Genomic DNA, 26193 nt, shown 5'->3' on the forward strand with positions numbered 1-26193 from the left:
ACATCTGAAGTCGCACGGGGAGGCAGGCATAAAGTGCCCTCCATCCCCGTCGGATCGCCGCACCAAGGCCCGCCGACGCGCGGCTCACCCCCCGGTCTCAAACGAAAAGGGGGTGTCCGCAAACTGTGTTGGTGCGCTTCGGATTTGGGAAAGAGGGCCAACCTTCTTCCGTGAAGCCCACCTACGCCAGTTCATCAAGCCCTTCTGCGGACCGGCTACGAAGTATCTCAGCGGCTACATACGGTGGCTTGAGGTGCGACTGGCAGGGATGCGACCGGCGAACGTAATGCAAGCTTCGTAGGGCGGCGTAGCCGGGGCCATATGTCAGCTTGGAGACCATTGGAGCCAGTTGCTGCTCAGAGCGAACGGTTCGGGGCGCCCATTGCTTCAAGCATGGCCGGAAGTGACTGCACCGCGCCCGTTTGGAGATACTCCATGGCCCGCAATGCCGCCTGGTGCGCCTCGATGGACGACCCGCCGACGCAGTCCTCGACGACGCGGCAGAAGTAATCGGACTGGTGACCGTCCACGAAGGTGTAGTGAACGCAGACGTCCGTCAGGCCCCCGCAGAGTATGAGCGTGTCGACCTTGAGGCCCCGGAGCAGGATTTCCAAGTCGGTCCCGAAAAAGGCCGAGTAGCGCCGCTTGGGGACTTCGTAGTCCCCGCGCCGAAAGCCCATCTCCTCCTTCGCGATCGCGGTGCGCGGATCGCCCTCCAGGCAATGCACGTCCTCGTCGCCGTCGAGCTCCCGCCCGAAGTCGACATGGTCGTCGCGATGGACCTCCTGGATAAAGATCACCGGGATGTCGCTTTCATGCGCCGCCTCCACGAGATCGCGGGCGGCGATCATGCGATCCTTGTAGCCCGGCATGTTGTCGATCGACCGGACCTCGCTGTTGTCGATAAATGTGCTCTTCTGTATGTCGATGACGAGAAGGGCGGCCCGACCATCGATCAGGGCACGTTTGGTCTTGGTTTCGTTCGCCATGATGGTGGCTCCTCTCTTGTCAATGAAATTCGTTGCCGATCAGCAACATGCCCGCGACCAGTAGCGCAACACCGAGCATGCCGTTCATGCCCGGCGTCTGATCGTAAAGCATCACGCCCATGACGACCGATCCGACCGCTCCGATGCCCGTCCAGATCGGGTAGGCCACGCCAATAGGGAGCCGTGCCATGGCAGCGTAGAGGCCGACCAGGCTCGCGATCATGGCGATCGCGGTCAAGGCGCCAACGCTCCACGAGAAGCCCAAACCGAGCCGTTTCAGACCTGTCGCCCAAGCGACTTCGAGCAAACCGGCCATAATAAGAAAAAGCCAAGCCATTTCGACCTCCTGAGTCTCAGGTCGTCCTGACGAAGGCCGTGGGGATGCCGGGTCGTCCCGGCTGGCATGCTCGAGCCTTTATCTTATGGAGGGGCGCAGGTCAACGTCCCCGTTTAGAAGTTCCACTGGTCAAACTCGCAAGATCTGTTCTGCGCTTGGAAGATCTTCGGATCGCCCCGCTGCGCGGACCAACACGACTTGCGGACACTCCCAACGAAAAAGACCCCCGCGCACCAACGCGAGGGCCTTCCTCAACTCAGGCAGCCTGCTTGCACCGCCACCAGTACACCGCGCCGCCCAGCGCCGCACCGATGATCCAGGCATAACCGGCCAGCGTGTTCAGCCCCGGCACCCAGACCGTCGCGATCGAGAACACCGCCCCGATACCAAACGCAACCAGCGCGTTGTCATGCCAGCCGTTGCCATAGCGATAGACCCCGCCCGACATGTTATACAGGTCGTCGCGCTTCAGCTCCTGCTTCCGGATCAGGTAATAATCCACCACCAGAATCCCGTAAAGCGGCGCCAGCGTCGCCCCCAGCGTGTTCACGAAGCCGGAGATCCCGATCTCGGAAATCACCGCCGTCCACAGCCCGCCGATCACCAGCGCAAAGCCCGAGGTAATCAGCCCGGCCTTGCGGAACCCGATCTTCTCGGGCGCGAGGTTGGCGATGCCGTTCACCGCCGGGATGAAGTTGGCCACAAGGTTGATCCCCACCGTCGCGGCAAAAAAGGTCACCGCCGCGATGATCCCCAGCAGCACCGAATCGGTCCGCTCCACGATCTCGGTCGGGTTGATGATCTTCTCGCCGTAGACCACGGCGGCCCCGGCCGTCGTCAGCAGCGCCAGGGCCGAAAACAGGATCATGTTGAACGGCAGCCCGGCCAGGTTGCCCGCCGTCATCGCCCGCTTGTCCTTGGCATAGCGCGAGAAGTCCGAGAAGTTGATCATCACGGCCGCGAAGTACGCCACCATCGTGCCGATGATCGCCACGAAACCGGTGAACTCGGTCCCCCAGGTGCCTTCGGGGTTGGCAAAGATGGTCTGCGCCTGGCTCAGAAGCTGGCCGTCCGACTTCACCCAAAGCACCGCCAGCAGCCCGATCATCACCAGATAGACGAAGGGACCGGCGACATTCAGGAAACCTTCGACCCAGTCCATGCCGCGCCAGAAGATGAAGATGTGGAAGGCCCAGACGATCACGAAGGACAGCCAGTCCACAGCGCTCAGCCCCAGAAATTCGGCCCCGCCGGTGATCCCGGTCACCGACTTGATCAGCAGCGCCAGCGCGGTCGAGGCGAAATAGACCTGCACCCCGTACCAGAACACCGCCACCGTCGCCCGCAGGACCGAGGGCAGCTTGGCCCCCTTGGTCCCCATGCTGGCACGGGCGAACACCGGATAGGGGATGCCGTATTTCTCGCCTGCGGCACCCGACAGGTTCACCAGGAACATCACCATCAGCCCGGCGGTGATCAGCGCGGCAAAGGCGGTCCAGCCGCTCACCCCGTAGGAGATGAACAGCGACGCGACCAGCGAATAGCCGAACAGCGACTGGATGTCGTTGGCCCAGACGTTGAAGATGGCGAACCAGCCCCAGGTCTTCTCTTGCGGTGTGACGGGGCGCAGCGCGTCCTCGTCGGCGACGAATAGGTCGCTTGCGGTCGTGTCCATGATCTGACCTCTCCATTCAGATGACATTCAGACACCCACCCGCCGCAGTTCAGCGCCTCCCAACGCCTGCCACGGGCCTCCTGACCAGCACAGCGCATGCTACAGGAGCGGCGTAACCGGCGGCAGACAGGAAAATCCGACAGGACCTTCAGGAAAGCACGAACAATCCCGGCGCTGAACCTGACATCACGGAAATCTTGATCCGGCCCCGGTCCGGCGCGATACTTCCCGCCGCAGGGTGCCGAAACGTCAGGCCCTGCCCGTCAAACAGGCAAATCCGAGCGATCATGACCGCGAACCCCACCGCCCTGCAAAGCGCCCTGCCGTTCTGGGCCTCGTTCCTGCTGATCCCGCTGGCCTGGATCGGCGCGGCCTGGGGCGGCTGGACGGTCTTCCTGCTGCCGCTCTGCACATGGTATCTGTTCTCGGCGCTCGACGCGCTCACCGGTCTCGACCTGTCGAACGCCGACCCCGCGACACCGGACTCGCACCTCACCTGGTACAAGCGCCTCACATCCCTCTGGGTGCCGGCACAGGCGGTCACCCTCTTCGGCCTGCTCTGGTACGTCCCGCGCGCCGACCACCTCGCCACATGGGAGGCCATCGCGCTGTTCTTCGGCATCGGCGTGCTGACCGGCACCATCGGCATCAACTACAGCCATGAACTGATGCACCAGAAAAACCGGCTCGAACGCTGGCTGGGCGACATCCTGCTGGCCATGGTCCTCTACAGCCACTTCCGGTCCGAGCACCTGCTGGTGCACCACCGCTACGTCGGCACCCCGCGCGACCCGGTCACCGCGCGCTACAACGAGAACTTCCACCGCTTCTTCCCGCGCGTGCTGCGCCAGTCGCTGGTCTCGTCCTTCAAGGCCGAGGCCGCCATGCTGGCCCGCAAGGGCAAGTCCTGGCATGCCCGCGAAAACCCGTTCTGGCGCTACTGGGCGCTGCAGGCCCTGATGCTGGGCCTCGCCGTTCTGCTCTCGGGCTGGGCCGGTCTCGGCCTCTTCCTCCTGCAGGCGCTCACCGCGGTCTGGCAACTCGAACTCGTCAACTACGTCGAACATTACGGGCTGACCCGAAAGCACCTCGGCGACGGCAAGTACGAACACGTGCTGCCCCGCCATTCGTGGAACGCCGCCCACCGCGCATCGAACTGGCTGCTCATCAACCTGCAACGCCACTCGGACCACCACTACAAGCCCGACCGCCGCTTCCCGCTGCTGCAGAACTACGGCGCGGACGAGGCTCCGCAGCTGCCGTTCGGCTATCCGGTGATGACCATCGCCGCCCTGATCCCGCCGCTCTGGCGCCGCGTCATGAACCCCCGCGTCCGTCAGTGGCGCCGCACCTTCTACCCCGAGATCACCGACTGGACACCCTACAACACGGCCCAGACCCCGCTGCCCCGCTAAGCGCGACCCTCCCTGGCATCCACACCGTAGGCCGGGCTTCAGCCCGGCACCCCCGGCAACCGCGCCACGGCCCATCGCGCCGCATCCGCCACCACTGCATCCTCATCCTCGCAAAGCCCGCGCGCCACCTCGCGCAGCCGAGCGTCGCCGGAATTCCCGATCGCATAGAGCACGTTGCGCACGAACCGCCCCCGCCCGATCCGCTTGATCGGAGACCCCGAGAACAGCGCCCGGAACCCGGCATCGTCCAGCCCGGCCAGTTCCCCGAGATCCGGCGCCAGAAGCTCCGGCCGGGCGTGGTACTTCACCTCCGCCGAGGCTTCCGCGAACTTGTTCCACGGACAGACCGCAAGGCAATCGTCACAGCCGTAGATCCGATTGCCCAGAAGCGGCCGCAGATCCGCGTCCACCGGCCCCTTGTGCTCGATCGTCAGGTAGGAAATGCAGCGCCGCGCATCCAGTTGATAGGGTGCCGGAAAGGCATCCGTCGGGCAGACGTCAAGGCACTTCCGGCACGATCCGCAATGATCCACCTCCGCCGCATCCGCCGGCAGGTCCAGCGTGGTGAACACCGCCCCCAGAAAGAACCACGACCCCAGCTCGCGGCTCACCAGGTTGGTGTGCTTGCCCTGCCAGCCCAAGCCCGCCGCCTGCCCCAGCGCCTTTTCCGGCACCGGCGCGGTGTCGACAAACACCTTCACTTCGCCGCCGGCTTCCGCAATCAGCCACCGCGCCAGCCGCTTCAGCCGCTTCTTCACCACGTCATGGTAATCGCGGTGCTGCGCATAGACCGAAATCGCCGCCCGGTCCCGCTGTTCCAGCACCGCCAGCGGATCATGCGCCGGCCCGTAGTTCTCGGCCAGCATGATGACAGATCGCGCCTCCGGCCAGAGCGCCGCCGGGTCGCCGCGCCAATGCGCCCGCTCCGCCAGCCATCCCATCTGCCCGTGATATCCGGCATCCAGAAAGGCCGCCAACCGCGCCGCCACCTCGGGCACCGCCTCGGGCCGACAGATCCGCGCGGCGGAAAACCCGATCTCCCGCGCCTCGCGCACCAATCTGTCCTTCAGCGCGTCCATGTGCTTCTTCTGGCTGAAAATATCCCGGGGACTCCGGGGGCAGCGCCCCCGAAACTCCGACACCGGCGTATCAGAAATCCAGGTCGTTGTAATGTCGCGGCGGCGGAAACCCGGGGATCTGGTCGGCCAGAATCGACCGGAACGCCGGCCGCGACTTGATCTTCGCGTACCAGTCCTTGACGACGCCCGACCGGTTCCAGTCCACGTCCGAGATGTAATCCAGCGCCGACAGATGCGCGGCGGCGGCGAAGTCCGCCAGCGTCATCACGTCGCCCGCCAGCCAGCGCCGGTGGTCCAGCAGCCAGGTCAGGTAATCCAGGTGATACTTGATCGCCTTGGCCCCGGCCTTGACGTTCTTGCTGTCGGGAAATCCCTTGCCCTGCACCTTCTTGTTGACCCGCTCGTAAAGCAGGTTCGACGTCACCTCGTTGTGGAACTTGTCGTCAAACCATCCCACCAGCCGCCGCACCTCATAGCGCGCGTCCGTCGCCTTCGGCATCAACGCCGGCTCGGGATATTTCTCCTCCAGCCATTCGCAGATCGCCGCGCTCTCGGACATGGTCTTGCCGTCGATCTTCAGCACCGGCACCTTGGCGGCCGGGTTGCGGCGCAGGAAATCCGGGTCCTGAAGCCAGTAGCGTTCTTCCACCAACTCGCAATCGATCTTCTTCTCGGCAAGGCTCAGCCGGACCTTGCGGCAGAAGGGCGACAGGGGAACGTGATAGAGCTTGGCCATGAAAACAAACGGTCCTGAATGCGGGGTACCCTGCCTCTTTGCCGTGAAACAGGCACCAGTTCAACCACCCAAGCGGGGCCGATACGCGGCCTGCCGCCGGCTCGGGTTCACCTAAACCGCAGCCGGAAACCGTCAACCGCCACGGTGCCGCGCGCACGCATTCCGTCGACGGATTTGCGCCCTCCGCCGACGGATCGCGGCTATTGGAAACATGCGGACCGTCCGTCGCGGTCGATGGTCGCCGCGCCGTCGCGGACCATCTCGGCCCGTTGCCGCAACCGCGCCGACAGGTTTCTGGCCGACCGGCCCTTGGGGTCCGGCAATACCACCGCCAGCCGCGCCGCCTGTACCTCGCTCAACTCGCCCGGCCCGACGCCGAAGTAATGCCGTGCCGCCGCCTCCACGCCGAACACGCCCTCGTCGAACTCCGCCACGTTCAGATAGACCTCGAGGATACGCCGCTTTGGCCACACCGCCTCGACCAGCGGCGTGATCAGCGCCTCCAGCGCCTTGCGCAGCCAGTTGCGGCCCTGCCAGAGATAGACGTTCTTCACCACCTGCTGGCTGATGGTCGATGCTCCGCGCCCCGAGCCTTCCTCGAGCGCCGCCTTGATCGCCACCACGTCAAATCCCCAATGCTCGCAGAAATTGGCGTCCTCCGCCGCCACCGCCGCGCGCGCCATCGCCGGTGCGATGTTCTCCATCCGCACCCAGGCGTGATCGACCTTTCCCAGCCGCGCCTTTTCCTGAGCCATGTAGAAGGTCGTCGGCGGATTGAAGACCGCGAAAAGCACCACGAGGAACGCCACCAGCAGAAACGCCAGCGCCACGACGCGCCAGAACCAGCGCCGGATCCACCGGTGCGGACGGAACGGCGCGCGCTTCGCCGGTTTCTTCGCTGTATCTGCCTTGCCTGCCATGGCCGCACAGTAACGCGGGACTTGGGGCAATCCTAGGCCACAAGACAAACCGCTTCGTGACGTTTCGCCACCCGCCGCGCCAGCCCGGCCCGCAGACCGCGCAAGGCAAGCTCGGGGAACAGCCGCAACACCTCGGCGCGGACCGCCGGGTCGCCGTGCTCGGCCGACGGGAAGTAGCTCTCCGACCAGACGCCACCAGCCTGAACAATCTCGTGCCGGTTAAACAGCAGGTGCACATAGCGCACCACGCCGCCTTGCCGCAGCACGATATCGCGCCCGTTCACAAGGTGTTTCGCGGCCACCAGCACCTCTTCGGTCCCGGCAAACAGCTCTGCCTGCCAGCCGGTCACGAGCATCCGGTGCTGCTGCGACACTACCAGCGCCACGTCGTTGCCCAGCGCCCCCGGCGCAAAGACCACCGGCGCATGAGACCCCAGCGCCCGTGTCGCCTCGCTTCCGATCCAGCGCAGCACCTGCGCACCCCGGTCCCGTGTGCTGACCCTGTCGCCGGCCCGCAAGGTCTCGATCGCGACCGGCCCGCCCGGCGTCTCGATCAGCGTGCCGGGGGTAAAGCAGGCGGGGGCCGGAAACGGCTCCGGCTGGCCCGTCGTCAAATCGTTGGTGGTCAGCTTGGTGTTGCCGGGCTGCAGGTTCGGCGTCTGGTCGCCGTCGGCGTTCATGTCGACCGCAATGGTGGTGAAGGTGCCGTCGCCATTGTCGACCCGGATAAAGGCCGCGCGCATCAGCGGGTCGCCACGCACGTCGCCGAAACCGAGGAACTCATAGGTCAGCCCCGAGATACCATTCACGGTGATGGTCTCACCCGGAACCGGATCGCCGATCCGCCCGTCGACCTCGTCAAAAATAAGCACGGGAAAGGTATTCGTGGTGATGTTGATGTTGCCGCCCGAGACGAACGGATCGCCGTTCACCAACTGACCGGTCAGGATTTTCGTCGGCATGCCTGCGCCTCCGGATCGGGGCAACCATGCCACGGGCGCGGCGCAAGCCGATCAACCCGTCAACGCATCTGCCCAAACTGCACTGCCCGGGCGATTCCGCCGGCATTCTGAGGCCGGTCGCGCATCACCCTATCCCGGCCACAATCGGCCCAAATTGTGGCACATTTGAGGCAAACGTTAGCGAACCGCCCCCGTAACCGACAAACCCGCCAAAAACGAAAACGGCGCGGCACCCTCAGGATGCCGCGCCGCAGTCCAGTCAGGCCAAAGCGGCTTACTCCGCCGGCACCGCCGTCTCCTCCAGCCGCAGCGGGTGGGTCAGCTTGTCGAGCATCTCCAGCGGACAGATCTGAAGGAAGTTGCCGCGCTCGGCCTCCCAGTGCTGCAGGATGTCCAGCGCGGTGCGGCTGCCGGTCTCGTCGGCGTGGCGCTCGATCAATTCGTGCAGCTGGGTCTCCCAGTGCGGCACCTCGACCGGGTTGATGGTCACCGTCTCCATGTTGATCAGCTTGGGCGCCACGCCGTCGGGATCGTGCACATAGGCCATCCCGCCGGTCATCCCGGCCCCGAAGTTGGCGCCGATCTTGCCGAGGATCACCGCGACCCCGCCGGTCATGTATTCGCAGCCGTTCGAACCGCAACCCTCGATCACCACCTTGGCGCCCGAGTTCCGCACGGCAAAGCGCTCACCCGCACGACCCGCTGCGAAGAGGTAACCATCGGTCGCGCCGTAAAGAACGGTATTGCCGATGATCGTGTTGTCCCGCGCCACCAGCGGCGACACCATCGGCGGGCGCACCACGATGGTGCCCCCCGACAGGCCCTTGCCGACATAGTCGTTGGCATCGCCCGACACCTCCAGCTTCAGCCCCGGCGCCGCGAAGGCCCCCAGCGACTGGCCGGCCGAGCCTTGCAGCTTCACCGTCAGGTGGTCCGGCTGGAGCGCGTTGCGCATCCCGAAATTCTTGACGATGTGCGAAGAGGTCCGCGTGCCCACAGTCCGGTGCGTGTTCTGCACCGCGTACTGAAGCTGCATCTTCTCGCCATCTTCCAGAAACCGCTGCGCATCGCGCACGATTTCCGCGTCCAGCGTATCCGGCACCGCGTTGCGCGGCTTCTCGCGGTCGTACTTGATCTCATGCGCGCCATCGACGGTGATCAGCAGCGGGTTGAGGTCCAGGTCGTCCAGATGGTCCGAGCCGCGCGACACCTGCGTCAGCAGGTCCGCCCGTCCGATCACGTCGTCCAGACTGCGGGCACCGATGCTGGCCAGCACCTCGCGCACTTCCTGCGCGTAGAAGGTGATCAGGTTCACCACCTTGTCGGCATTGCCGGTGAACTTGGCGCGCAGGCTCTCGTCCTGAGTACAGACGCCCACCGGGCAGGTGTTCGACTGGCACTGACGCACCATGATGCAGCCCATCGCGATCAGCGCGGCGGTGCCGATGCCGTATTCCTCGGCGCCCATCATCGCCGCCATGACGATGTCACGACCGGTCCGCAAACCACCATCGGTCCGCAGCGTGACGCGGCCACGCAGGTTGTTCATGGCAAGAACCTGATGCGCCTCGGTCAGGCCCATCTCCCACGGCAGCCCGGCATATTTGATCGAGGTCGCCGGCGACGCCCCCGTCCCGCCGTTGTGCCCCGAAATCAGGATCACGTCGGCCTTGGCCTTGGCCACACCGGCAGCAATGGTGCCGACGCCGCTAGAGGCCACCAGCTTCACCGTCACCTTGCAACGCGGGTTGATCTGCTTGAGGTCGTAGATCAGCTGCGCGAGGTCCTCGATCGAATAGATGTCATGGTGCGGCGGCGGCGAAATCAGCGTCACGCCCTTGGTCGAATGCCTGAGACGCGCGATCAGGTCGGTGACCTTCATCCCCGGAAGCTGGCCGCCCTCGCCGGGCTTGGCCCCCTGCGCCACCTTGATCTCCAGCTCTTCGCACTGGTTCAGGTATTCCGCCGTCACGCCAAAGCGACCGCTCGCCACCTGCTTGATCTTGGCTGACGGGTTGTCGCCGTTGGGCTCCGGCACGAAATGCGCCGGGTCTTCGCCGCCCTCGCCCGAGTCGCTGCGCGCCCCGATCCGGTTCATCGCCACGTTCAGCGTCTTGTGCGCTTCCGGGCTCAGCGCCCCCAGCGACATCCCCGGAGTCACGAACCGCTTGCGGATCGCGGTGACGCTCTCGACCTGCTCCACCGGCACCGCCTCGCCCAGCGGCTTGATCGCCAGCAGGTCGCGCAGGTGGATCGGCGGGTTGGTCTGCATCGCGCGGCTGTACTTCTGCCACAGCGCATAAGAGCCCTTGTTGCAGGCCATCTGCATCATGTGCATGGTCTGCGCGCCCCAGGCGTGGGTCTCGCCCGATTTCCGCGCCTTGTAGAAGCCGCCGATCGGCAGCACGTCGCGGTTCTCGCGATAGGCCAGCGCATGCACGTCGCGCAGCTTTTTCTGGATACCGGTGATGCCGATGCCCGAGATGCGGCTCAACATGCCGGGGAAATACTCCGCGCACATGGCGCGGCTCAGCCCCACCGCCTCGAAGTTCAGCCCGCCGCGATAGGACGACAGCACCGAGATCCCCATCTTCGACATGATCTTCAGCAGCCCGGCATCCACCGCCGCGCGATACCGCGCAACGTTCTCCGAAAGCGAGCCGTCCAGAAGCCCGCGCCCGATCCGGTCAGCCAGCGAATCCTCGGCGAGATAGGCGTTCACCGTGGTCGCCCCGGACCCGATCAACACCGCGAAGTAATGCGGGTCGATGCATTCGGCCGACCGCACGTTCAGCGAACAGAAGGTCCGCAGCCCCTTGCGCGTCAGGTGGGAATGCACCGCGCTGGTCGCCAGAATCATCGGCATCCCGATGCGCTCGGCACCCAGCCCCTCGTCGGTCAGCACCAAGTGGCCCGCGCCCGAGCGCACTGCGTCCTCGGCCTCGGCCCGGATGCGCTCCAGCCCCTGCCGCAGTGCGCCGTCACCGCCGTCCACAGCGAAGGTACAGTCGATGCTCACCATGTCGGCGTTGAATTGCTTGGTCAGCAGCTCGAACTGCGCATTGCCCACGAAGGGCGACCCCAGCACCAGAATCTCGGTCTGCGAGCTACTCTCGTCCAGCACGTTCTTGAGATTGCCGAAGCGGGTCTTCAGGCTCATCACCCGGTACTCGCGCAGGCTGTCGATCGGCGGGTTGGTCACCTGGCTGAAGTTCTGCCGGAAGTAATGGCTCAGCGGGCGATACTTGGTCGACAGCACCGCCGAGGGCGTGTCGTCGCCCATCGAGGCAATCATTTCCTTGCCGTCCTCGGCCATCGGCGCGAGCACCTGCTCAAGCTCTTCGATGGAATAGCCCGCGGCGATCTGGCGGCGGCGCAGGTCCTCGCCCTCGTGCAGTGCCTTCTCGGTCACGTCGGACAGGTCCTCGTCCAGTTCCTTGATCTTGCCGACCCATTCACCGAAAGGCCGCGCCTCGGCCAGTTGGTCCTTGATCTCGGTGTCGTGGAACAGCTTGCCTTCCTTCATGTCGACCGCAAGCATCTGCCCCGGGCCCAGTGCGCCCTTCTCGACCACCGTGGCCTCGTCCACCGGCACCATGCCAGCCTCGGACCCCGCGATCACCAGCCCGTCGCCGGTCACCACATAGCGCATCGGACGCAGGCCGTTCCGGTCGAGCCCCGCGCAGACCCAGCGCCCGTCAGTCATCGCCAAAGCGGCGGGGCCGTCCCACGGCTCCATCACCGAGTTGCAATAGGAATACATGTCGCGCCAGCTTTGCGGCAGCTCCACCGCCTGCTTCGACCACGACTCCGGCACCAGCATGGTCTTCGCCATCGGAGCCGAGCGCCCGGCCCGCACCAGAACCTCGAACACCGAATCCAGCGCCGCCGAATCCGACGATCCGCCCGGCACGATGGGTTTGATGTCGTCCGCAAAGTCACCGAACGTGGCCGAAGCCATGCGGATCTCGTGGCTTCTCATCCAGTTCAGGTTGCCCTTCAGAGTGTTGATCTCGCCGTTGTGCGCCAGCATCCGGAACGGCTGCGCCAGCCACCACTGCGGGAAGGTGTTGGTGCTGTAGCGCTGGTGATAGATCGCGAAGGCGGATTCAAAACGCTCGTCCTTCAGGTCGGGATAGAACTCCGCCACCTGCTCGGCCAGCATCATGCCCTTGTAGATGATCGACCGGCAGGACAGCGACGCGATGTAAAGCTCCTTCACGCCCGCCGCGATCGCCGCCTTCTCGATCCGCCGGCGGATCACGTAAAGCTCGCGCTCGAAAGTTTCCTCGTCGACGCCCTTGGCGTTGGAAATCAGGATCTGCTCGATCTCGGGCCGCGTCGCATTGGCCTTTTCGCCCAGCACGCTGATATCGACCGGCACATGCCGCCAGCCATAGATGTAATGGCCCATCCGCAGCACTTCGGTCTCGACGATGGTCCGGCAGATCTCCTGCCCGCCGAAATCGGTCCGCGGCAGGAACACCTGGCCCACGGCCAGCAACTGGTTCTGGCGCGGCTCGTGCCCGGTACGGCGCACCTGATCGTAGAAGAAGTTCACCGGGATTTGCACGTGAATGCCCGCGCCGTCGCCGGTCATGCCATCGGCATCCACCGCGCCCCGGTGCCAGATCGCCTTGAGCGCGTTGATCCCGTTCTCGACGACCTTCCGCGTCGGCTTGCCATCCTGCGCCACCACGAGGCCCACGCCGCACGATGAATGCTCGTGCTCTTCGCGGAACAGCCCGTTGTCTTCCATCCACTTGCGCTTGGCTTCCTCGGCGCGCACCCAGTCGGCATCGTATTTGGTCATGTCAGGCTCCTTCCACGCTGGCACCAGAGGGGGCTTGTCTCAGCCCGGACCGTCGGCGCGCCGTTAACGTCTGTTGTTCTTTTTTCGCGGCTTGCGGGTCAGCATCAGTGACCCTTCTCGCCGTCGGGACTTCACAAAGGGGGCATTTGTACAAAACAGGGGGTCGTTTTGTACAAATTGTACAAAACTACTCGGCCGCGATGGGCGAGGTCACTTGGGCATCCAGCCGCTTCAGGATCGCTGCCGCACAGTCGCGCCCGTCGCGGATGGCCCAGACCACAAGGCTGGCACCGCGCACGATGTCACCAACCGCATAGACGCCGTCCAGATCGGTTGCCCCGGTCTCGAACTCGGCCTTGACGGTGCCCCAGCGCGTGACCGACAATTCCGGGCAATCCCAAAGGGTTGGCAGGTCTTCCGGCTCAAATCCCAGCGCCTTGATCACTAGGTCCGCGCCCTCGACATAGTCGCTGCCCTCGATCACCTCGGGCGCCTGACGCCCGGTTGCGTCCGGGTGCCCCAACCGCATCCGCTGCACCATCACTCCTTCGACGGTGTCGCCGGTGAAACCCTGCGGCGCCGTAAGCCATTCGAATTGCACGCCTTCTTCCTCGGCGTTGGCCACCTCGCGTTGCGATCCGGGCATGTTCGCCCGGTCCCGGCGATACAGGCACTTGACGCTGTCTGCACCCTGCCTGACGGCGGTCCGGACACAATCCATAGCGGTATCACCGCCACCGATCACAACAACTCGTTTGCCCTTGGCGTTCAACTCGCCGCTTTCGAACTCTGGCACCGTGTCACCAAAGTTCGCCGCACGGTTCGACGCGGTCAGGTAATCGATCGCCTTCACGATCCCCTGAGCCCCGGACCCCGGCCCTTTCAAGTCGCGCGATTTGTAAACGCCCGTGGCGATAATCACAGCATCATGTGCCTCACGGATCTCGTTGAACGAGATATCGCGTCCCACGTCGCAGTTCAGCTTGAAGGTCACACCGCCGTCCTCAAGCTGCTTGTTGCGCCGCTCGACCACGTGTTTCTCCAGCTTGAACCCCGGAATCCCGTAGGTCAGAAGCCCGCCGGCGCGGTCGTAGCGGTCATAGACCGTCACCTGCACGCCCGCGCGCCGCAGCATGTCCGCTGCCGCCAGCCCCCCCGGCCCCGCACCGATGATGCCGACGCTCTGCGCGCGCTCATGCGCCGGGTTCGCGGGTTTGACCCAGCCATTTTCCCAAGCAGTATCAGTGATATACTTCTCGACCGACCCGATCGTCACCGTGCCGTGGCCGGACTGCTCGATCACGCAATTGCCTTCGCAAAGCCGGTCCTGCGGGCAGATGCGCCCGCAGATTTCGGGAAAGGTGTTGGTGGCCTGGCTGATCTCATAGGCCTCTTTCAGACGGCCGGTCGCGGTCAGGCGCAGCCAGTCGGGGATGTTGTTGTGCAGCGGGCAATGGCTCTGGCAATAGGGCACGCCGCACTGGCTGCAGCGCGAGGATTGCTCTTCGGCCTTGGCGCGGGCAAACTCCGCATAGATCTCATCAAAGTCCGAGTTCCGCACCTTCGCGTCGCGCTTCTCGGGCATATCGCGTTCGATCTGTACAAACTTCAACATCGCCTGCTTGGCCATATCGCTAACGCTCCGCTCGCTGAATTAAGATGACTGCCTTCTAACGCAGAGCTTGACGCTTGAAAAGTCAGCAATGCTGACCCTTTATTGACCCAGACGTCGGTTTTCGACGCATTTTATGCCGCACGACAGAATATTAATGTCCGCATCGGACCCAATTACGCGTTTCCTTTTGATTTCGTTGCCGTTTATACAGTGCCACAATTCTCGCCGAGGCTGCCTATATGTCGCTCTTCCACCTACTGCTTGTTGCTGTAATTCAGGGAGTTACCGAGTTTCTGCCGGTGTCGAGCTCAGGCCACCTGATTCTCCTGCCGAATCTGACCGGTCTGGAAGATCAGGGTCAGGTCATCGACGTCGCGGTGCATGTGGGCACGTTGGGCGCGGTGATCCTTTACTTCTGGCGCGACGTCCGCGAAGCGCTTCTCGGCCTGCCGCGCCTGATCCGGGGCCAGATCGACACGCCGGGCGCGCGGCTGGCTTTCCTGCTGATCGTCGCCACCGTCCCGGTTGTTCTCGCCGGGCTGGCGCTGAAGCTGACCGGCCTTGACGAGGCCCTACGCTCGGTCACCGTGATCGGCTGGACCATGCTGCTTTTCGGTCTCGTCCTGTGGTGGGCCGACCAGAGAGGCCCGGTCACCCGCGAAGCAAAGGACTGGAGCCTCCGCCACGCGGTGATCATGGGCCTTTGGCAGACCATCGCCCTGATCCCCGGCACCTCGCGCTCGGGCATTGTCATCACCGGTGCGCGCTGGCTGGGATATGACCGGACCTCATCGGCGCGGCTGTCGATGCTGATGTCGATCCCCACCATCCTCGCGTCGGGCACGCTGCTGGGTGCGGAAGTGGTGGGTGCGGCCGACTGGGACATGCTGCGAGTGGCCGCCATCGGCGCGGCCCTCGCCTTCGTTTCGGCCCTGCTGGCGCTGGCGCTGATGATGCGGTTGCTGCGCTCGGTCAGCTTCACACCCTACGTCATCTACCGTGTCCTTCTGGGCATCTTTCTGCTCTGGTGGGGTTATACGGGCTGAGCCCTCTGGCCCCCGGCCCTCACCGCGCTACAATGTCATCCAAATGGGCGCCGACCGTCCTTTACATCCTCACAGGAGACTCAAATGTCCCGCCGCCTGACCGCCGCACTTGCCCTCACCCTCCTGCCTGCCGCCGCCATGGCGCAGAGCGCCCAGCTTGCCTTTGAACTGGGCGGCGGGTTGTCCTACGGCCCGGCCTATGAAGGCTCGGACGAATATGAATCTTCGCCCAAGATCCAGGGCGCGCTGAATTCCGTCAGCTTCGGCACCTTCGGCATCAGCCGGGGCGAAACGCTGGGCTTTTCCTTTGGTCCGTCCTTCGGCTTCGTCGGGGCGCGCGATTCGTCCGAGCACCGCGAATTGAAGGGCATCGACGATATCGACTGGGCGGTCGAGGTCGGTGCCAAGGTCGGTTACACATGGGACTACGCCGAAGTCTCCGCCGCCGTGCGCCGGGGCTTCAACGGGCACGAAGGCGTGGTTGGCGAACTAACCGCCAATGCCATCCTGCGCCCGGACGACGTGACGACAGTGCGCGTCGGCCCCAAGGTGAGCTTCGCCGATGGCGAATATGCCGACACCTACTTCTCGGTGCCTGCGTCGGCCGCGAACCTCAGCCCCTATTCGGCAGAGGGCGGTCTGAAATCCGTGGGCGTCGCCATGGTGGCACGTCGTGAATTGACCGCCGACTGGTCCATCGAAGGCGCGTTGAGCTATGACCGGCTGATGAACGACTTCGCCGACAGCCCGATCACCCAGTCCGAAGATCAATACAAGGCCAGCGTGACGCTGATCAGGTCGTTCGACTGGCGGTTCTAAGGCTTGACGCAGGATGGGTGCTGGGCACCCATCCTATCCTCAGCCCTGCAGGGATTTCACCACAAGTTCCCCTTCGCTCCGCGCCTGCATGGCGCGCGCGGCCGCATGGGCCGCTGCCGCCGTGGTGAAGTAGGGGATCTTGTCGTAAAGCGCGACCGAGCGGATTTCGCGTGAGTCCTCCACGGCTGCCGCGCCTTCGGTGGTGTTCATCACCAGGGAAATCTCGTCGTTCTTGAGCATGTCGACCACGTTGGGACGGCCCTCGTAGACCTTCTTGACCACGTCCGCCTTCAGCCCGTGTTCGCCGAGGAAGGCCGCCGTGCCGGAGGTCGCCACTATGGAAAAGCCCAATCCGTCGAGGATCTGCGCGGTTTCCACCAGCTCCGGCGTCTTGTCGGCGTCCTTGATCGAGAAGAACACCTTTCCGGCCTCGGCCCCGCCCTCGGGCAGCACCATGCCCGCGCCCATCTGCGCCTTGAGGAAGGCCCGCGCGAAGCTGCGGTCCCAGCCCATGACCTCACCGGTCGAGCGCATTTCGGGGCCAAGGATCGTGTCGACGCCGGGGAACCGGGCGAAGGGCAGTACGGCCTCTTTCACCGAGAACCACGGCATGTTCGGATCAGCCAGCGTCATCGGATCGGCAAGCGGCAGCACGGTGTCGTAGTCCGCGTTCTCCGGGTAGGGCGGGCGCATCGGGAAAGACGAGAGCTTCTCGCCTGCCATCACCCGTGCCGCGATGGAGGCGATGGCGCTGTCAGTGGCCTTGGCGACGAAAGGCACGGTGCGCGAGGCGCGGGGGTTGACCTCGATCAGATATATTTCGCCGTCCTTGATCGCGAACTGGATGTTCATCAGCCCGACCACGTTGAGCGCCTTGGCCAGCGCCTCGGTCTGGACCTTGATCTCGTCCAGCACCTCTTTCGACAGCGAATAGGGCGGCAGCGAGCAGGCGGAATCGCCCGAGTGTACGCCGGCCTCTTCGATGTGCTGCATGATGCCCGCGACGTGCACCTGCTCACCGTCACAAAGCGCGTCGACGTCAAGCTCCACCGCGCCGGACAGGTAGCTGTCGAGCAGCACCGGGCTGTCGCCCGAGACCACCACGGCCTCGGCGATGTAGCGTTCCAGATGCGCCATGTCGCGGACGATTTCCATCGCGCGGCCGCCCAGCACGTAGGACGGGCGGATCACCAGTGGGAAGCCGATGTCCTCGGCAATCGCCATGGCCTGTGCGTCGGTCGAGGCGATGCCGTTCTTGGGCTGCTTCAGCCCCAGTTCGTTGACCAGCGCCTGAAAGCGTTCGCGGTCCTCGGCCAGGTCGATGGCGTCGGGCGTGGTGCCGAGGATCGGGATGCCCTCGGCCTCCAGAGCATTGGCCAGCTTCAGCGGCGTCTGGCCGCCGAACTGAACGATAACGCCGTGCAGGGTGCCGTTCTGCTGCTCGACGCGCAAGATCTCCATCACGTGTTCGAAGGTCAGCGGTTCGAAATACAGCCGATCCGAGGTGTCGTAGTCGGTCGAGACCGTCTCGGGGTTGCAGTTGACCATGATGGTTTCATACCCGGCATCGGTCAGCGCGAAACAGGCGTGACAACAGCAATAGTCGAATTCGATCCCCTGCCCGATCCGGTTGGGGCCGCCGCCGAGGATGACGACCTTGGTCTTGTCCGAGGGACGCGCCTCGCATTCAACCTCGCCCATCATCGGGGCCTCGTAAGTGGAATACATGTAGGGGGTCTGCGCCTCGAACTCGGCGGCGCAGGTGTCGATGCGCTTGAAGCTGGCAACGACGCCCTTTGCCGTACGGCGGTTGCGCACGTCCTTTTCCGAAAAGCCGGTCAGCTTGGCCAGCCGCGCGTCGGTGAAGCCCATCATCTTGAGCTTGCGGAGGCCGTCGGCGTCGCCCGGCAGGCCCTCGGATTTCACGCGCTCTTCCGTTTCCACGATCTCGCGAATGCGGGCGAGGAACCAGGGGTCGAACATGGTGACGCCGTGAATCTCGTCGTCGCCCAGACCGTGGCGCATCGCCTGCGCGATGGTGCGCATCCGGTCCGGGGTCTGCTGGCTGATTGCCTTGATGACGGCCGATTTCTCGGGCGCGCCCTCGATCTTGACCTCGTCAAAGCCGGTGAGGCCGGATTCCATCGACGCCAGCGCCTTTTGCAGCGACTCGTGGATGGTGCGGCCGATGGCCATCGCCTCGCCCACCGACTTCATCGCGGTGGTCAGATAGGGCTTGGAGCCGGGGAACTTCTCGAATGCGAACTTCGGGATCTTGGTGACCACATAGTCGATGGTCGGCTCGAAGCTGGCGGGCGTGACCTTGGTGATGTCGTTGTCCAACTCATCCAGCGTGTAGCCTACCGCCAGCTTGGCGGCGATCTTGGCGATCGGGAAGCCGGTGGCCTTGGACGCCAGCGCCGATGACCGGCTGACGCGAGGGTTCATCTCGATCACCACCATGCGGCCGTCTTCGGGGTTCACCGCCCATTGTACGTTGGAGCCGCCGGTTTCGACCCCGATCTCGCGCAGGACGGCGATGGAGCCGTTGCGCATGATCTGGTATTCCTTGTCGGTCAGCGTCAGCGCCGGGGCCACGGTGATCGAATCGCCGGTGTGGACGCCCATCGGATCGACGTTCTCGATGGCGCAGACGATGATCGCGTTGTCCGCCTTGTCGCGGACGACCTCCATTTCGTACTCTTTCCAGCCCAGCAGCGACTCGTCGACGAGGATCTGGTTGACCGGCGAGGCATCCATGCCGGTGCGGCAATAGTGGATGTAATCCTCGCGGTTATAGGCCACGCCGCCGCCGGTGCCGCCCAGCGTGAAGGCAGGCCGGATGATTGCCGGCAGACCGATCTCTTCCAGTTCGTCCAGCGCCATCTGCACGCCGGCGTCCAGATCGGCAGACCCGTTGGCGCGCTTCGGCGCGGTGATGATCGTGGCCTTGGGGTTCTCGAGCCCGATCCGGTCCATCGCCTCGCGGAACAGCTTGCGGTCTTCGGCCATCTCGATGGCCTCGCGCTTGGCGCCGATCATCTCGACGCCGAATTTATCAAGCACGCCCATCTCTTCCAGCGCCAGAGAGGTGTTGAGCCCGGTCTGCCCGCCCATGGTGGGCAGCAGCGCGTCGGGGCGCTCTTTCTCGATGATCTTGGCAACGACCTCGGGGGTGATCGGCTCGATATAGGTAGCATCGGCCAGCCCCGGATCGGTCATGATGGTCGCGGGGTTCGAGTTCACCAGGATCACCCGGTAGCCCTCTTCGCGGAGCGCCTTGCAGGCCTGTGCGCCGGAGTAGTCGAATTCGCAGGCCTGCCCGATGACGATGGGCCCCGCGCCAATGATCATGATCGACTGGATATCGGTTCTTTTGGGCATGGCAGACCTCGGGATGCGGCAGGGTGCGGCGCGACGGCGGGGGCATCGCGCAAATTGTCGTGGGTTATAGACATGAAGCGCCGGGGTTCAAGGCCGAAAGGCCCTGTTTGCACGGGCTCCGCGCAGGGTGCCTGTAATTTAGCCTTTACTTAAATAGCGTCCGGGCAAATAGTGAGGAGAATCCGACACAACCTCCGGTGTGCCATGACCGCCCTGCACCAGACCTTTGCCGCGCTGTCCGATCCGGTCCGCTTTGCGATGGTCGAACGACTGCTGAACGAGGGCGAGCTTTCGGCGGGCGAACTGGCCGGAGGCTTCGACATATCGGCGCCGGCGGTATCACAGCATCTGGGCGTCTTGCGACAGGCCGGGCTGGTGAAGCGTCGGGCGCGGGCCCAGCAGCGGCTTTACTCCATTGAACCGGCCGGGCTGATGGCGGTGGCAAACTGGGCCGACGACGCAAAGCGATTCTGGCAGGCCAGCCTTTTCCGGCTAGAACAGGCATTGCAAGGAGAGGCAGACAAACATGAATGACGTGACGCTTGAGCGCCGTTTCAGGGCATCGCAGGCACGGGTGTTCGATGTGGTCACCCGGCCCGAGTACATGCTGGACTGGTGGGGCCACGACGGCTGGACCGTCGAGGAGCAGACCCTGAACTTCACCCGCACCGGATGTTGGCATTCGAAGATGCTCAGCGACGAAGGCAACGTCTTTCACATCAGCGGCGAAGTGCTCGAGGTCTCTCCGCCCGAGCGTGTCCGCTTTACCTGGGCCTGGCACGACGCCGAGGGCAGGCGCGGCCACGAAAGCCAGGTCACCTTCACCGTCACGCCCGACGGCGCCCACACGATCTTCACCCTGCATCACACCGGGTTGCAGGACGAGGAAACCGCCAAGGCACATGGCGGCGGCTGGACCCATGTGATGGCCCGGCTGGAACGACAATTTCCCGGTTGACCTACCCACCCTTCACAGGAGGAATTTAAGATGGCCAAATACGTTTTTGCATATCACGGCGGAAAGATGCCGGAGACGCCCGAAGAGGGTGAAAAGGAAATGGCGGCCTGGGGCGCCTGGATGCAGTCGATGGGCGACAAGCTGGTCGACGGCGGCAACCCCGTCGGCAAGTCGCACACGCTGACCTCCGACGGGCTGAGCGAGGGCGGCGGCGCCAACCCGCTGTCGGGCTATACCATCGTCGAGGCGGGATCGGTCGAAGAGGCCGCCGAGATGGGCAAGGGCTGCCCGATCCTCAAGGGCGGCCAAGGGTCGATCGAGATCGCGCCGGTGATGGAGATGTAGGATCGGCAAGGGGGGCGGCCCTCCGCCCCTCTTCGCTTGACTTTCGACCCCGCAGCATGTGTATCGGCGCGAACCTGAGATGACCCCCGGAGCCGCCAGATGCACGCCTATCGCAGCCATACCTGCGCCGAACTGAACAAATCCAACGTCGGCGAAACCGTCCGCCTGTCCGGCTGGGTCCACCGCGTGCGCGATCACGGCGGCGTGCTCTTCATTGACCTGCGCGACACCTATGGCATCACGCAGGTGCTCTGCGACAGCGACAGCCCGGTGTTTGCCGAGGTCGAAAAGCTCCGCTCGGAATGGTGCATCCGCATCGACGGCAAGGTGAAGGCCCGCGACGACAGCCTGGTGAACCCCAAGCTGCCCACCGGCGAGATCGAGGTCTACATCCGCGGGATGGAAGTTCTCGGCGCGGCTGACGAACTGCCGCTGATTGTCTTCGGCGATCAGGAATACCCCGAGGAAACCCGCCTGCGGCATCGTTACCTCGACCTGCGCCGCGAGGCGATGCAGGAGAACATCAAGCTGCGGTCGGACGTGGTGGCCTCGATGCGCCGCCGCATGTGGGATACGGGTTTCCGCGAATACCAGACCCCGATCATCACCGCGTCGTCCCCCGAAGGTGCGCGCGACTTTCTCGTGCCATCACGCCTGCACCCGGGCCGCTTCTACGCGCTGCCGCAGGCGCCGCAGCTGTTCAAGCAGCTGATCATGGTGTCGGGCTTTGACAAATATTTCCAGATCGCGCCCTGTTTCCGCGATGAAGACCCGCGTGCCGACCGCTCTCCCACCGATTTCTACCAGCTCGACATGGAGATGTCCTTTGTCACCCAGCAGGACGTCTTCGACACCATCCAGCCGGTGATCGCGGGCATCTTCGAAGAGTTCGGCGGCGGCAAGACGGTGGACGCCGAGTGGCCGCAGATCTCCTACAAGGATGCGGCCAAGTGGTATGGCACCGACAAGCCCGACCTGCGCAACCCGATCAAGATGCAGGATTGCTCCGAACATTTCCGCGGCTCAGGCTTCGCCATCTTCGCCAAGCTGCTGGAGCAGGACGGCACCGAGGTCCGCGCCATTCCCGCGCCGGGCGGCGGGTCGCGCAAGTTCTGCGACCGGATGAACAAGTTCGCGCAGCAGGAAGGCCTGCCCGGCATGGGCTATATCTTCTGGCGCGATCAGGGCGAGGGCATGGAAGCCGCCGGTCCGCTGGCCAAGAACATCGGACCCGAGCGCACCGAGGCGATCCGTGAACAACTGGGCCTCGGCGTCGGCGACGCTGCGTTTTTCCTTGGCGGCAAGCCAAAGGCGTTCGAGACCGTCGCCGGCAAGGCCCGCACCGTGATTGGTGACGAGCTTGGCCTGACCGAAACCGACCGTTTCGCCTTTGCCTGGATCGTCGATTTCCCGATCTATGAAAAGGACGCCGAAACCGGCGAAATCGACTTTGAACACAACCCGTTCTCCATGCCGCAGGGCGGGATGGAGGCGCTGCAGGGCGACCCCCTCGCGGTGAAAGGCTTCCAGTATGACCTGGCCTGCAACGGTTACGAGCTGGTCTCAGGCGCGATCCGGAACCACAAGCCCGAGATCATGCTGAAGGCCTTCGAAATCGCGGGCTACGGCGAGGACGAGGTGAAAAGCCGCTTCGGCGCGCTTTACAATGCCTTCCACTACGGCGCCCCGCCGCACGGTGGCTGTGCCGCCGGGATCGACCGGATCGTGATGCTGCTGGCGGAAGAACAGAACATCCGCGAGGTCATCATGTTCCCGATGAACCAGCGCGCCGAGGACCTGATGATGCAGGCGCCGGGCGAACCGACCTCGGACCAGCTGATGGAGCTTGGGCTGCGGGTTATTCCGCAGGAGTAGAGGAAACCGAAACCGCAGATCGGCGTTTATCCGGCAGGAGGACACGCCAATGAAGAAGTTTCTGAAGTATTTCGCGGTCTACAAGCTGGTCAAACGCTTCATGCGCCGCCGTTGAACGCGAAAAACGCCCCGGCCATCGACGGCGGGGGCGTTTTCGCATCAACCGCCCCGGACCTGATCCGGGGACTCGTGGCCGGCGCTGACGTGGAGGTCCCGGCGCGGGGGCCGGGACACGGGTTTCTTCGCCCGAGACGTCAGTCTTCCAGCGAATCCTCGCGCTTTTCCTCGATGATCTTCAGTTCCTCGTCCTTGCGCTCGCGGAACCGCTTGCCATAGCCCTCGATCTCTTCGTCGGGGATGACCTCTTTCGCGCGGGTGAACACCTCATCCTCTTCCTCGTCGATGTGGTGTTCGTAGTCGTGACGCAGCTGCTTGAACTTCTGCAGCCATGCGCCCTGCGACATGTCCATCTCACGCAACTCTTCAAGAAGGTCGTCAATCTGCTGGTGCTCGTGCACCGAATGCCGTGCCGAATCCTGTCCCCAGGTCTTCGAGATCAGCTTGGAATAGAAGGTCTCTTCCTCCGCCGCCCCGTGCGCCTTGACGTCGCGATAGAACTCTTCCCATGCCTCCTTGCGCGCGGCCGAGGCGCCCTGCGTATCCTCGATCTTGTCGAGCAGCTCGCGGTGGCGGTCGTGGTCGGACTTCAGGGCGGTGTAGATATCAGACATGGGGGACTCCTCGTTGTTCTGCGCACAACGTTTCTTCGGGCGTGACGGTTCCCCGGCGGCCGGGACGCTTCCCTTTTGCCGACGGATGCCTATCCTTGGGCAGAGCCGCGTAGAAGGTTGATTTATGGACCAAACGAGACCAGTCGGAGCGCCCGTGCCGGGCTGGACCCCGCCGCCCCGGCCCTCGGGCAAGGTGCTGCAAGGCCGCTACGTCCGGCTGGAACGGCTGGACGCGGACGCCCACGCCGCGCTGCTTGCCCGCGCCTTTGCCGGGCAAGACGAGCTTTGGACCTACCTGCCGTGGGGTCCGTTCTCCTCGGCCTCGCAATTTCACCGCTTTGTCCGAGAGATCGCGCAGGATCCGCAGTATGTCTACTATGCCATTGTCGATGCCGCCGACGACGTGCCCCGCGGCATCGCCACCTACCTGCGCATCGCCCCCGAGGCCGGCTCGATCGAGGTCGGCGGGATCTGCCTTGCGCCCGGGTTGCAGCGCAGCCGTGCCGCGACCGAGGCGATGTACCTGATGATGGCCCATGCCTTCGACGCCGGCTATCGCCGCTATGAGTGGAAGTGCAACGCGCTGAACCTGGCCTCGCGGCGCGCGGCGCAGCGGTTGGGTTTCAGCTTCGAGGGCGTGTTCCGACAGGCGGCGGTCATCAAGGGACGAAACCGCGATACCGCGTGGTTCGCCTGCATCGACAAGGAATGGCCGGCGCTGCAAGAGGCTTTCGCGGCTTGGCTGTCGCCCGCCAACTTCGATGCCGAGGGGCGGCAGAAGGAACGGCTGGGCGACCTGACGGGCCTGGTCCGGTCGACCAGCGATCCGGCCGTCCAGCAGGGATAGCAACCGCCCCGCGCCTGTGCCCCCGGCGCGGGGCGCGTTGCCGCGGCCTCAGATCGCCACGCGGCGCGTCAGCCTTTCCTGCACCAGGCCTGCGATGCGCGCGGCTTGGCTGGCGGTGGGGCGGCCATCGCGACGCATGGCAAGCAGGTCGCTTGCCGCGTTGCCCAGTGCTTCGTCATGGGCGATCCGTGCCACACCGCTGAGGAACTGGCCGACATAATCCATGGTCTGGTCGTCGGTGCCGTCGCCGAGAATGCCGGCGATATGGGCCATGTCGTCCTGAAAGGCGATCTGGTCGGGCTGCACCTCTTCCTCGGACAGAGGGCGGGGTCCGCTGGGCTGGCGTTCGGGCGGCAGCAGCGACAGGATCACCTCCTGGAAGCTGACCAGAGAGGTGATCGGCTTCATAAGGAATCCGTCCGCCCCTGCGGCCACCGCCAGATCTTCGGCAAAATCGTCGCCGCTGGTGCCGAGGATCACCGGGATGCGCGGGCTGGCGGTGGCCAACTCCGATATCAGCTCCGCCCCGGACCCGTCCGGCAACCCGAGATCGACCACCACCACCGAAGGCCGATAGACCCGCAGGTGCCGCCGCGCCGAGCGCAGGCAATCGGCCCGCCTGATGCGAGCGCCCGATCGCAGGCACAGCAGTCGCATTGCCTCGCAGGCGAAGCGACTGTCCTCGATCACCAGAATGGTCAGGCCCAACAGCGGCCGATCCGCCGAGGGCTGTCGTGTCTTGTCGAAGGTATCCGGATCATCCATGACGGTGCTCTCCTCACGTCCACATGCAGAATGACCCGATGGAGGTTACCAAGCGCTTAACGCGGCTTGCCTGTCGCGGCCGGGCACGCAATAACCGCCCCCAGCCGTTTTTTCGCAAGGAGCCTGCCCCATGATCGGACGCCTGAACCATGTCGCCATCGCCGTCCCCGACCTCGACGCCGCTGCCGCGCAATACCGTGACGCGCTGGGCGCCAAGGTCGGCGCCCCGCAGGACGAGCCCGACCACGGCGTCACGGTGATCTTCATCGAGCTCCCCAACACCAAGATCGAGCTGCTCTATCCGCTGGGTGACGAGTCTCCGATCCAGGGCTTTCTCGACAAGAACCCCTCGGGCGGCATCCACCACATCTGCTACGAGGTCGACGACATCCTCGCCGCGCGCGATCACCTGAAATCCACCGGTGCGCGGGTGCTGGGCTCGGGCGAGCCCAAGATCGGCGCCCACGGCAAGCCTGTGCTGTTCCTTCATCCCAAGGACTTCAACGGCTGCCTGGTCGAGCTGGAGCAGGTCTGATGTCGATCACCTCGGCCATCGTGCTGTTCGCGGTTCTGTGGTTCCTGACCTTCCTGGTGGTGATCCCGTTCCGCATCCAGACCCAGGGCGATCTAGGCGATGTGACCGAGGGCACCCACGCCGGAGCGCCGCAGGTCCACAACCTCAAGCGCAAGGCCTGGCTGACCACCGGCATCGCGGGGTTGCTCTGGGTCGTCGCCTTCACGGTGATCACGCTGGAGGTGGTGACGGTGCGCGACATCGACAGCTGGATGTTCCAGCGAATGGACCGGTCAGCCACGCAGTGAGCCGCCGTCCCGGCCCCCGCGCCGGGACCTCATGGCCGGCGGAAAGGCCCCGGAACCGGG

General features: G+C 64.6%; 22 protein-coding genes. 10 read left to right on the forward strand and 12 right to left on the reverse strand.

The features are described 5' to 3' along the window. Positions 1-356: 356 nt before the first annotated feature. The 3 genes from AC04PT_RS15295 to AC04PT_RS15305 all read right to left on the reverse strand — a co-directional run bounded on the left by AC04PT_RS15295 (position 357) and on the right by AC04PT_RS15305 (position 3001). Positions 357-989 carry a cysteine hydrolase family protein gene (locus AC04PT_RS15295; RefSeq protein ID WP_482874585.1) on the reverse strand — a complete coding sequence of 211 codons (633 nt, stop codon included), beginning with the start codon at positions 987-989 and terminating at the stop codon, positions 357-359. A gap of 19 nt (positions 990-1008) precedes the next feature. After that, positions 1009-1326: a DMT family transporter gene (locus AC04PT_RS15300; protein WP_482874586.1), complete on the reverse strand. Its 318-nt coding sequence runs from the start codon at positions 1324-1326 to the stop codon at positions 1009-1011. Between the two features lie 256 nt (positions 1327-1582). Beyond that, the gene (locus tag AC04PT_RS15305; RefSeq protein WP_482874587.1) at positions 1583-3001 is read right to left on the reverse strand and encodes an NCS1 family nucleobase:cation symporter-1; all 1419 of its coding nucleotides are present in this window, start codon (positions 2999-3001) and stop codon (positions 1583-1585) included. A 287-nt stretch (positions 3002-3288) separates the two neighbouring features. On the opposite strand from AC04PT_RS15305, the gene AC04PT_RS15310 reads away from it, so the two are divergent. Further along, on the forward strand, positions 3289-4416 hold the full coding sequence (locus tag AC04PT_RS15310; protein WP_482874588.1) for an alkane 1-monooxygenase: 1128 nt from the start codon (positions 3289-3291) through the stop codon (positions 4414-4416). A gap of 38 nt (positions 4417-4454) precedes the next feature. Here the strand turns inward: AC04PT_RS15310 and queG are convergent, their stop codons facing one another. The 6 genes from queG to AC04PT_RS15340 form a co-directional block, all read right to left on the reverse strand. Next, a complete protein-coding gene (gene queG / locus AC04PT_RS15315; protein WP_482874589.1) occupies positions 4455-5495 on the reverse strand; it encodes a tRNA epoxyqueuosine(34) reductase QueG in 1041 nt (346 codons plus the stop codon). 70 nt (positions 5496-5565) lie between these two features. Beyond that, complete coding sequence (gene fzlA / locus AC04PT_RS15320) at positions 5566-6231, reverse strand: FtsZ-binding protein FzlA (protein ID WP_482874590.1); 666 nt, start codon at positions 6229-6231, stop codon at positions 5566-5568. A gap of 200 nt (positions 6232-6431) precedes the next feature. Further along, on the reverse strand, positions 6432-7151 hold the full coding sequence (gene mtgA / locus AC04PT_RS15325) for a monofunctional biosynthetic peptidoglycan transglycosylase (protein WP_482874591.1): 720 nt from the start codon (positions 7149-7151) through the stop codon (positions 6432-6434). 32 nt (positions 7152-7183) lie between these two features. Continuing rightward, positions 7184-8113, reverse strand: a complete 930-nt coding sequence (locus AC04PT_RS15330) for a Hint domain-containing protein (RefSeq protein ID WP_482874592.1) — start codon at positions 8111-8113, stop codon at positions 7184-7186. 274 nt (positions 8114-8387) lie between these two features. After that, the gene (gltB, locus tag AC04PT_RS15335) at positions 8388-12926 is read right to left on the reverse strand and encodes a glutamate synthase large subunit (RefSeq protein ID WP_482874593.1); all 4539 of its coding nucleotides are present in this window, start codon (positions 12924-12926) and stop codon (positions 8388-8390) included. A gap of 187 nt (positions 12927-13113) precedes the next feature. Further along, on the reverse strand, positions 13114-14556 hold the full coding sequence (locus AC04PT_RS15340) for an NAD(P)-dependent oxidoreductase (RefSeq protein WP_482874594.1): 1443 nt from the start codon (positions 14554-14556) through the stop codon (positions 13114-13116). Positions 14557-14780: 224 nt separating this feature from the next. Here AC04PT_RS15340 and AC04PT_RS15345 point away from each other — a divergent pair, with 224 nt between their 5' ends. Both AC04PT_RS15345 and AC04PT_RS15350 read left to right on the forward strand, forming a co-directional pair. Continuing rightward, positions 14781-15587: an undecaprenyl-diphosphate phosphatase gene (locus AC04PT_RS15345; RefSeq protein ID WP_482874595.1), complete on the forward strand. Its 807-nt coding sequence runs from the start codon at positions 14781-14783 to the stop codon at positions 15585-15587. 84 nt (positions 15588-15671) lie between these two features. Further along, complete coding sequence (locus AC04PT_RS15350; protein ID WP_482874596.1) at positions 15672-16406, forward strand: MipA/OmpV family protein; 735 nt, start codon at positions 15672-15674, stop codon at positions 16404-16406. A 39-nt stretch (positions 16407-16445) separates the two neighbouring features. Here the strand turns inward: AC04PT_RS15350 and carB are convergent, their stop codons facing one another. Further along, positions 16446-19790 carry a carbamoyl-phosphate synthase large subunit gene (carB, locus tag AC04PT_RS15355; protein WP_482874597.1) on the reverse strand — a complete coding sequence of 1115 codons (3345 nt, stop codon included), beginning with the start codon at positions 19788-19790 and terminating at the stop codon, positions 16446-16448. A 204-nt stretch (positions 19791-19994) separates the two neighbouring features. Here carB and AC04PT_RS15360 point away from each other — a divergent pair, with 204 nt between their 5' ends. From AC04PT_RS15360 to aspS, 4 genes are all read left to right on the forward strand, one after another. Beyond that, entirely contained in the window at positions 19995-20324 is a 330-nt protein-coding gene (locus tag AC04PT_RS15360) for an ArsR/SmtB family transcription factor (protein WP_482874598.1), read from the forward strand. Continuing rightward, complete coding sequence (locus tag AC04PT_RS15365; protein ID WP_482874599.1) at positions 20317-20748, forward strand: SRPBCC family protein; 432 nt, start codon at positions 20317-20319, stop codon at positions 20746-20748. Before AC04PT_RS15360 ends, AC04PT_RS15365 begins: the two co-directional genes overlap by 8 nt. Before the next feature lie 30 nt (positions 20749-20778). After that, positions 20779-21093 carry a YciI family protein gene (locus tag AC04PT_RS15370; RefSeq protein ID WP_482874600.1) on the forward strand — a complete coding sequence of 105 codons (315 nt, stop codon included), beginning with the start codon at positions 20779-20781 and terminating at the stop codon, positions 21091-21093. A 99-nt stretch (positions 21094-21192) separates the two neighbouring features. Beyond that, positions 21193-22968 carry an aspartate--tRNA ligase gene (gene aspS, locus AC04PT_RS15375; protein ID WP_482874601.1) on the forward strand — a complete coding sequence of 592 codons (1776 nt, stop codon included), beginning with the start codon at positions 21193-21195 and terminating at the stop codon, positions 22966-22968. A gap of 254 nt (positions 22969-23222) precedes the next feature. Here the strand turns inward: aspS and AC04PT_RS15380 are convergent, their stop codons facing one another. Next, positions 23223-23699, reverse strand: coding sequence for a hemerythrin domain-containing protein (locus tag AC04PT_RS15380; protein ID WP_482874602.1), 477 nt, complete (start codon positions 23697-23699; stop codon positions 23223-23225). A gap of 124 nt (positions 23700-23823) precedes the next feature. On the opposite strand from AC04PT_RS15380, the gene AC04PT_RS15385 reads away from it, so the two are divergent. Beyond that, complete coding sequence (locus AC04PT_RS15385) at positions 23824-24546, forward strand: GNAT family N-acetyltransferase (RefSeq protein ID WP_482874603.1); 723 nt, start codon at positions 23824-23826, stop codon at positions 24544-24546. 48 nt (positions 24547-24594) lie between these two features. Here the strand turns inward: AC04PT_RS15385 and AC04PT_RS15390 are convergent, their stop codons facing one another. Then, positions 24595-25311 (reverse strand): response regulator, encoded by a 717-nt coding sequence (locus AC04PT_RS15390; protein ID WP_482874604.1) that lies wholly within the window; start codon positions 25309-25311, stop codon positions 24595-24597. A gap of 130 nt (positions 25312-25441) precedes the next feature. Here AC04PT_RS15390 and mce point away from each other — a divergent pair, with 130 nt between their 5' ends. Beyond that, the gene (gene mce, locus AC04PT_RS15395) at positions 25442-25846 is read left to right on the forward strand and encodes a methylmalonyl-CoA epimerase (RefSeq protein ID WP_482874605.1); all 405 of its coding nucleotides are present in this window, start codon (positions 25442-25444) and stop codon (positions 25844-25846) included. After that, positions 25846-26133 (forward strand): DUF1467 family protein, encoded by a 288-nt coding sequence (locus tag AC04PT_RS15400; protein ID WP_482874606.1) that lies wholly within the window; start codon positions 25846-25848, stop codon positions 26131-26133. Before mce ends, AC04PT_RS15400 begins: the two co-directional genes overlap by 1 nt. Positions 26134-26193: the final 60 nt, after the last annotated feature.

The organism is Litorisediminivivens sp. KMU-197 (genome assembly GCF_056858395.1).

What these genes read in the sequence shown, in the direction of transcription:
- AC04PT_RS15385 (WP_482874603.1), top strand. Translation starts at nt 23,824, where the DNA reads ATGGACCAAACGAGACCAGTCGGAGCGCCCGTGCCGGGCTGGACCCCG.
- AC04PT_RS15370 (WP_482874600.1), top strand. Translation starts at nt 20,779, where the DNA reads ATGGCCAAATACGTTTTTGCATATCACGGCGGAAAGATGCCGGAGACG.
- AC04PT_RS15390 (WP_482874604.1), bottom strand. Translation starts at nt 25,311, where the DNA reads ATGGATGATCCGGATACCTTCGACAAGACACGACAGCCCTCGGCGGAT.
- mce (WP_482874605.1), top strand. Translation starts at nt 25,442, where the DNA reads ATGATCGGACGCCTGAACCATGTCGCCATCGCCGTCCCCGACCTCGAC.
- mtgA (WP_482874591.1), bottom strand. Translation starts at nt 7,151, where the DNA reads ATGGCAGGCAAGGCAGATACAGCGAAGAAACCGGCGAAGCGCGCGCCG.
- AC04PT_RS15340 (WP_482874594.1), bottom strand. Translation starts at nt 14,556, where the DNA reads ATGGCCAAGCAGGCGATGTTGAAGTTTGTACAGATCGAACGCGATATG.
- AC04PT_RS15345 (WP_482874595.1), top strand. Translation starts at nt 14,781, where the DNA reads ATGTCGCTCTTCCACCTACTGCTTGTTGCTGTAATTCAGGGAGTTACC.
- AC04PT_RS15400 (WP_482874606.1), top strand. Translation starts at nt 25,846, where the DNA reads ATGTCGATCACCTCGGCCATCGTGCTGTTCGCGGTTCTGTGGTTCCTG.
- AC04PT_RS15365 (WP_482874599.1), top strand. Translation starts at nt 20,317, where the DNA reads ATGAATGACGTGACGCTTGAGCGCCGTTTCAGGGCATCGCAGGCACGG.
- aspS (WP_482874601.1), top strand. Translation starts at nt 21,193, where the DNA reads ATGCACGCCTATCGCAGCCATACCTGCGCCGAACTGAACAAATCCAAC.
- AC04PT_RS15360 (WP_482874598.1), top strand. Translation starts at nt 19,995, where the DNA reads ATGACCGCCCTGCACCAGACCTTTGCCGCGCTGTCCGATCCGGTCCGC.
- AC04PT_RS15380 (WP_482874602.1), bottom strand. Translation starts at nt 23,699, where the DNA reads ATGTCTGATATCTACACCGCCCTGAAGTCCGACCACGACCGCCACCGC.
- fzlA (WP_482874590.1), bottom strand. Translation starts at nt 6,231, where the DNA reads ATGGCCAAGCTCTATCACGTTCCCCTGTCGCCCTTCTGCCGCAAGGTC.
- AC04PT_RS15330 (WP_482874592.1), bottom strand. Translation starts at nt 8,113, where the DNA reads ATGCCGACGAAAATCCTGACCGGTCAGTTGGTGAACGGCGATCCGTTC.
- carB (WP_482874597.1), bottom strand. Translation starts at nt 19,790, where the DNA reads ATGCCCAAAAGAACCGATATCCAGTCGATCATGATCATTGGCGCGGGG.
- AC04PT_RS15295 (WP_482874585.1), bottom strand. Translation starts at nt 989, where the DNA reads ATGGCGAACGAAACCAAGACCAAACGTGCCCTGATCGATGGTCGGGCC.
- AC04PT_RS15300 (WP_482874586.1), bottom strand. Translation starts at nt 1,326, where the DNA reads ATGGCTTGGCTTTTTCTTATTATGGCCGGTTTGCTCGAAGTCGCTTGG.
- AC04PT_RS15310 (WP_482874588.1), top strand. Translation starts at nt 3,289, where the DNA reads ATGACCGCGAACCCCACCGCCCTGCAAAGCGCCCTGCCGTTCTGGGCC.
- queG (WP_482874589.1), bottom strand. Translation starts at nt 5,495, where the DNA reads ATGGACGCGCTGAAGGACAGATTGGTGCGCGAGGCGCGGGAGATCGGG.
- AC04PT_RS15350 (WP_482874596.1), top strand. Translation starts at nt 15,672, where the DNA reads ATGTCCCGCCGCCTGACCGCCGCACTTGCCCTCACCCTCCTGCCTGCC.
- gltB (WP_482874593.1), bottom strand. Translation starts at nt 12,926, where the DNA reads ATGACCAAATACGATGCCGACTGGGTGCGCGCCGAGGAAGCCAAGCGC.
- AC04PT_RS15305 (WP_482874587.1), bottom strand. Translation starts at nt 3,001, where the DNA reads ATGGACACGACCGCAAGCGACCTATTCGTCGCCGACGAGGACGCGCTG.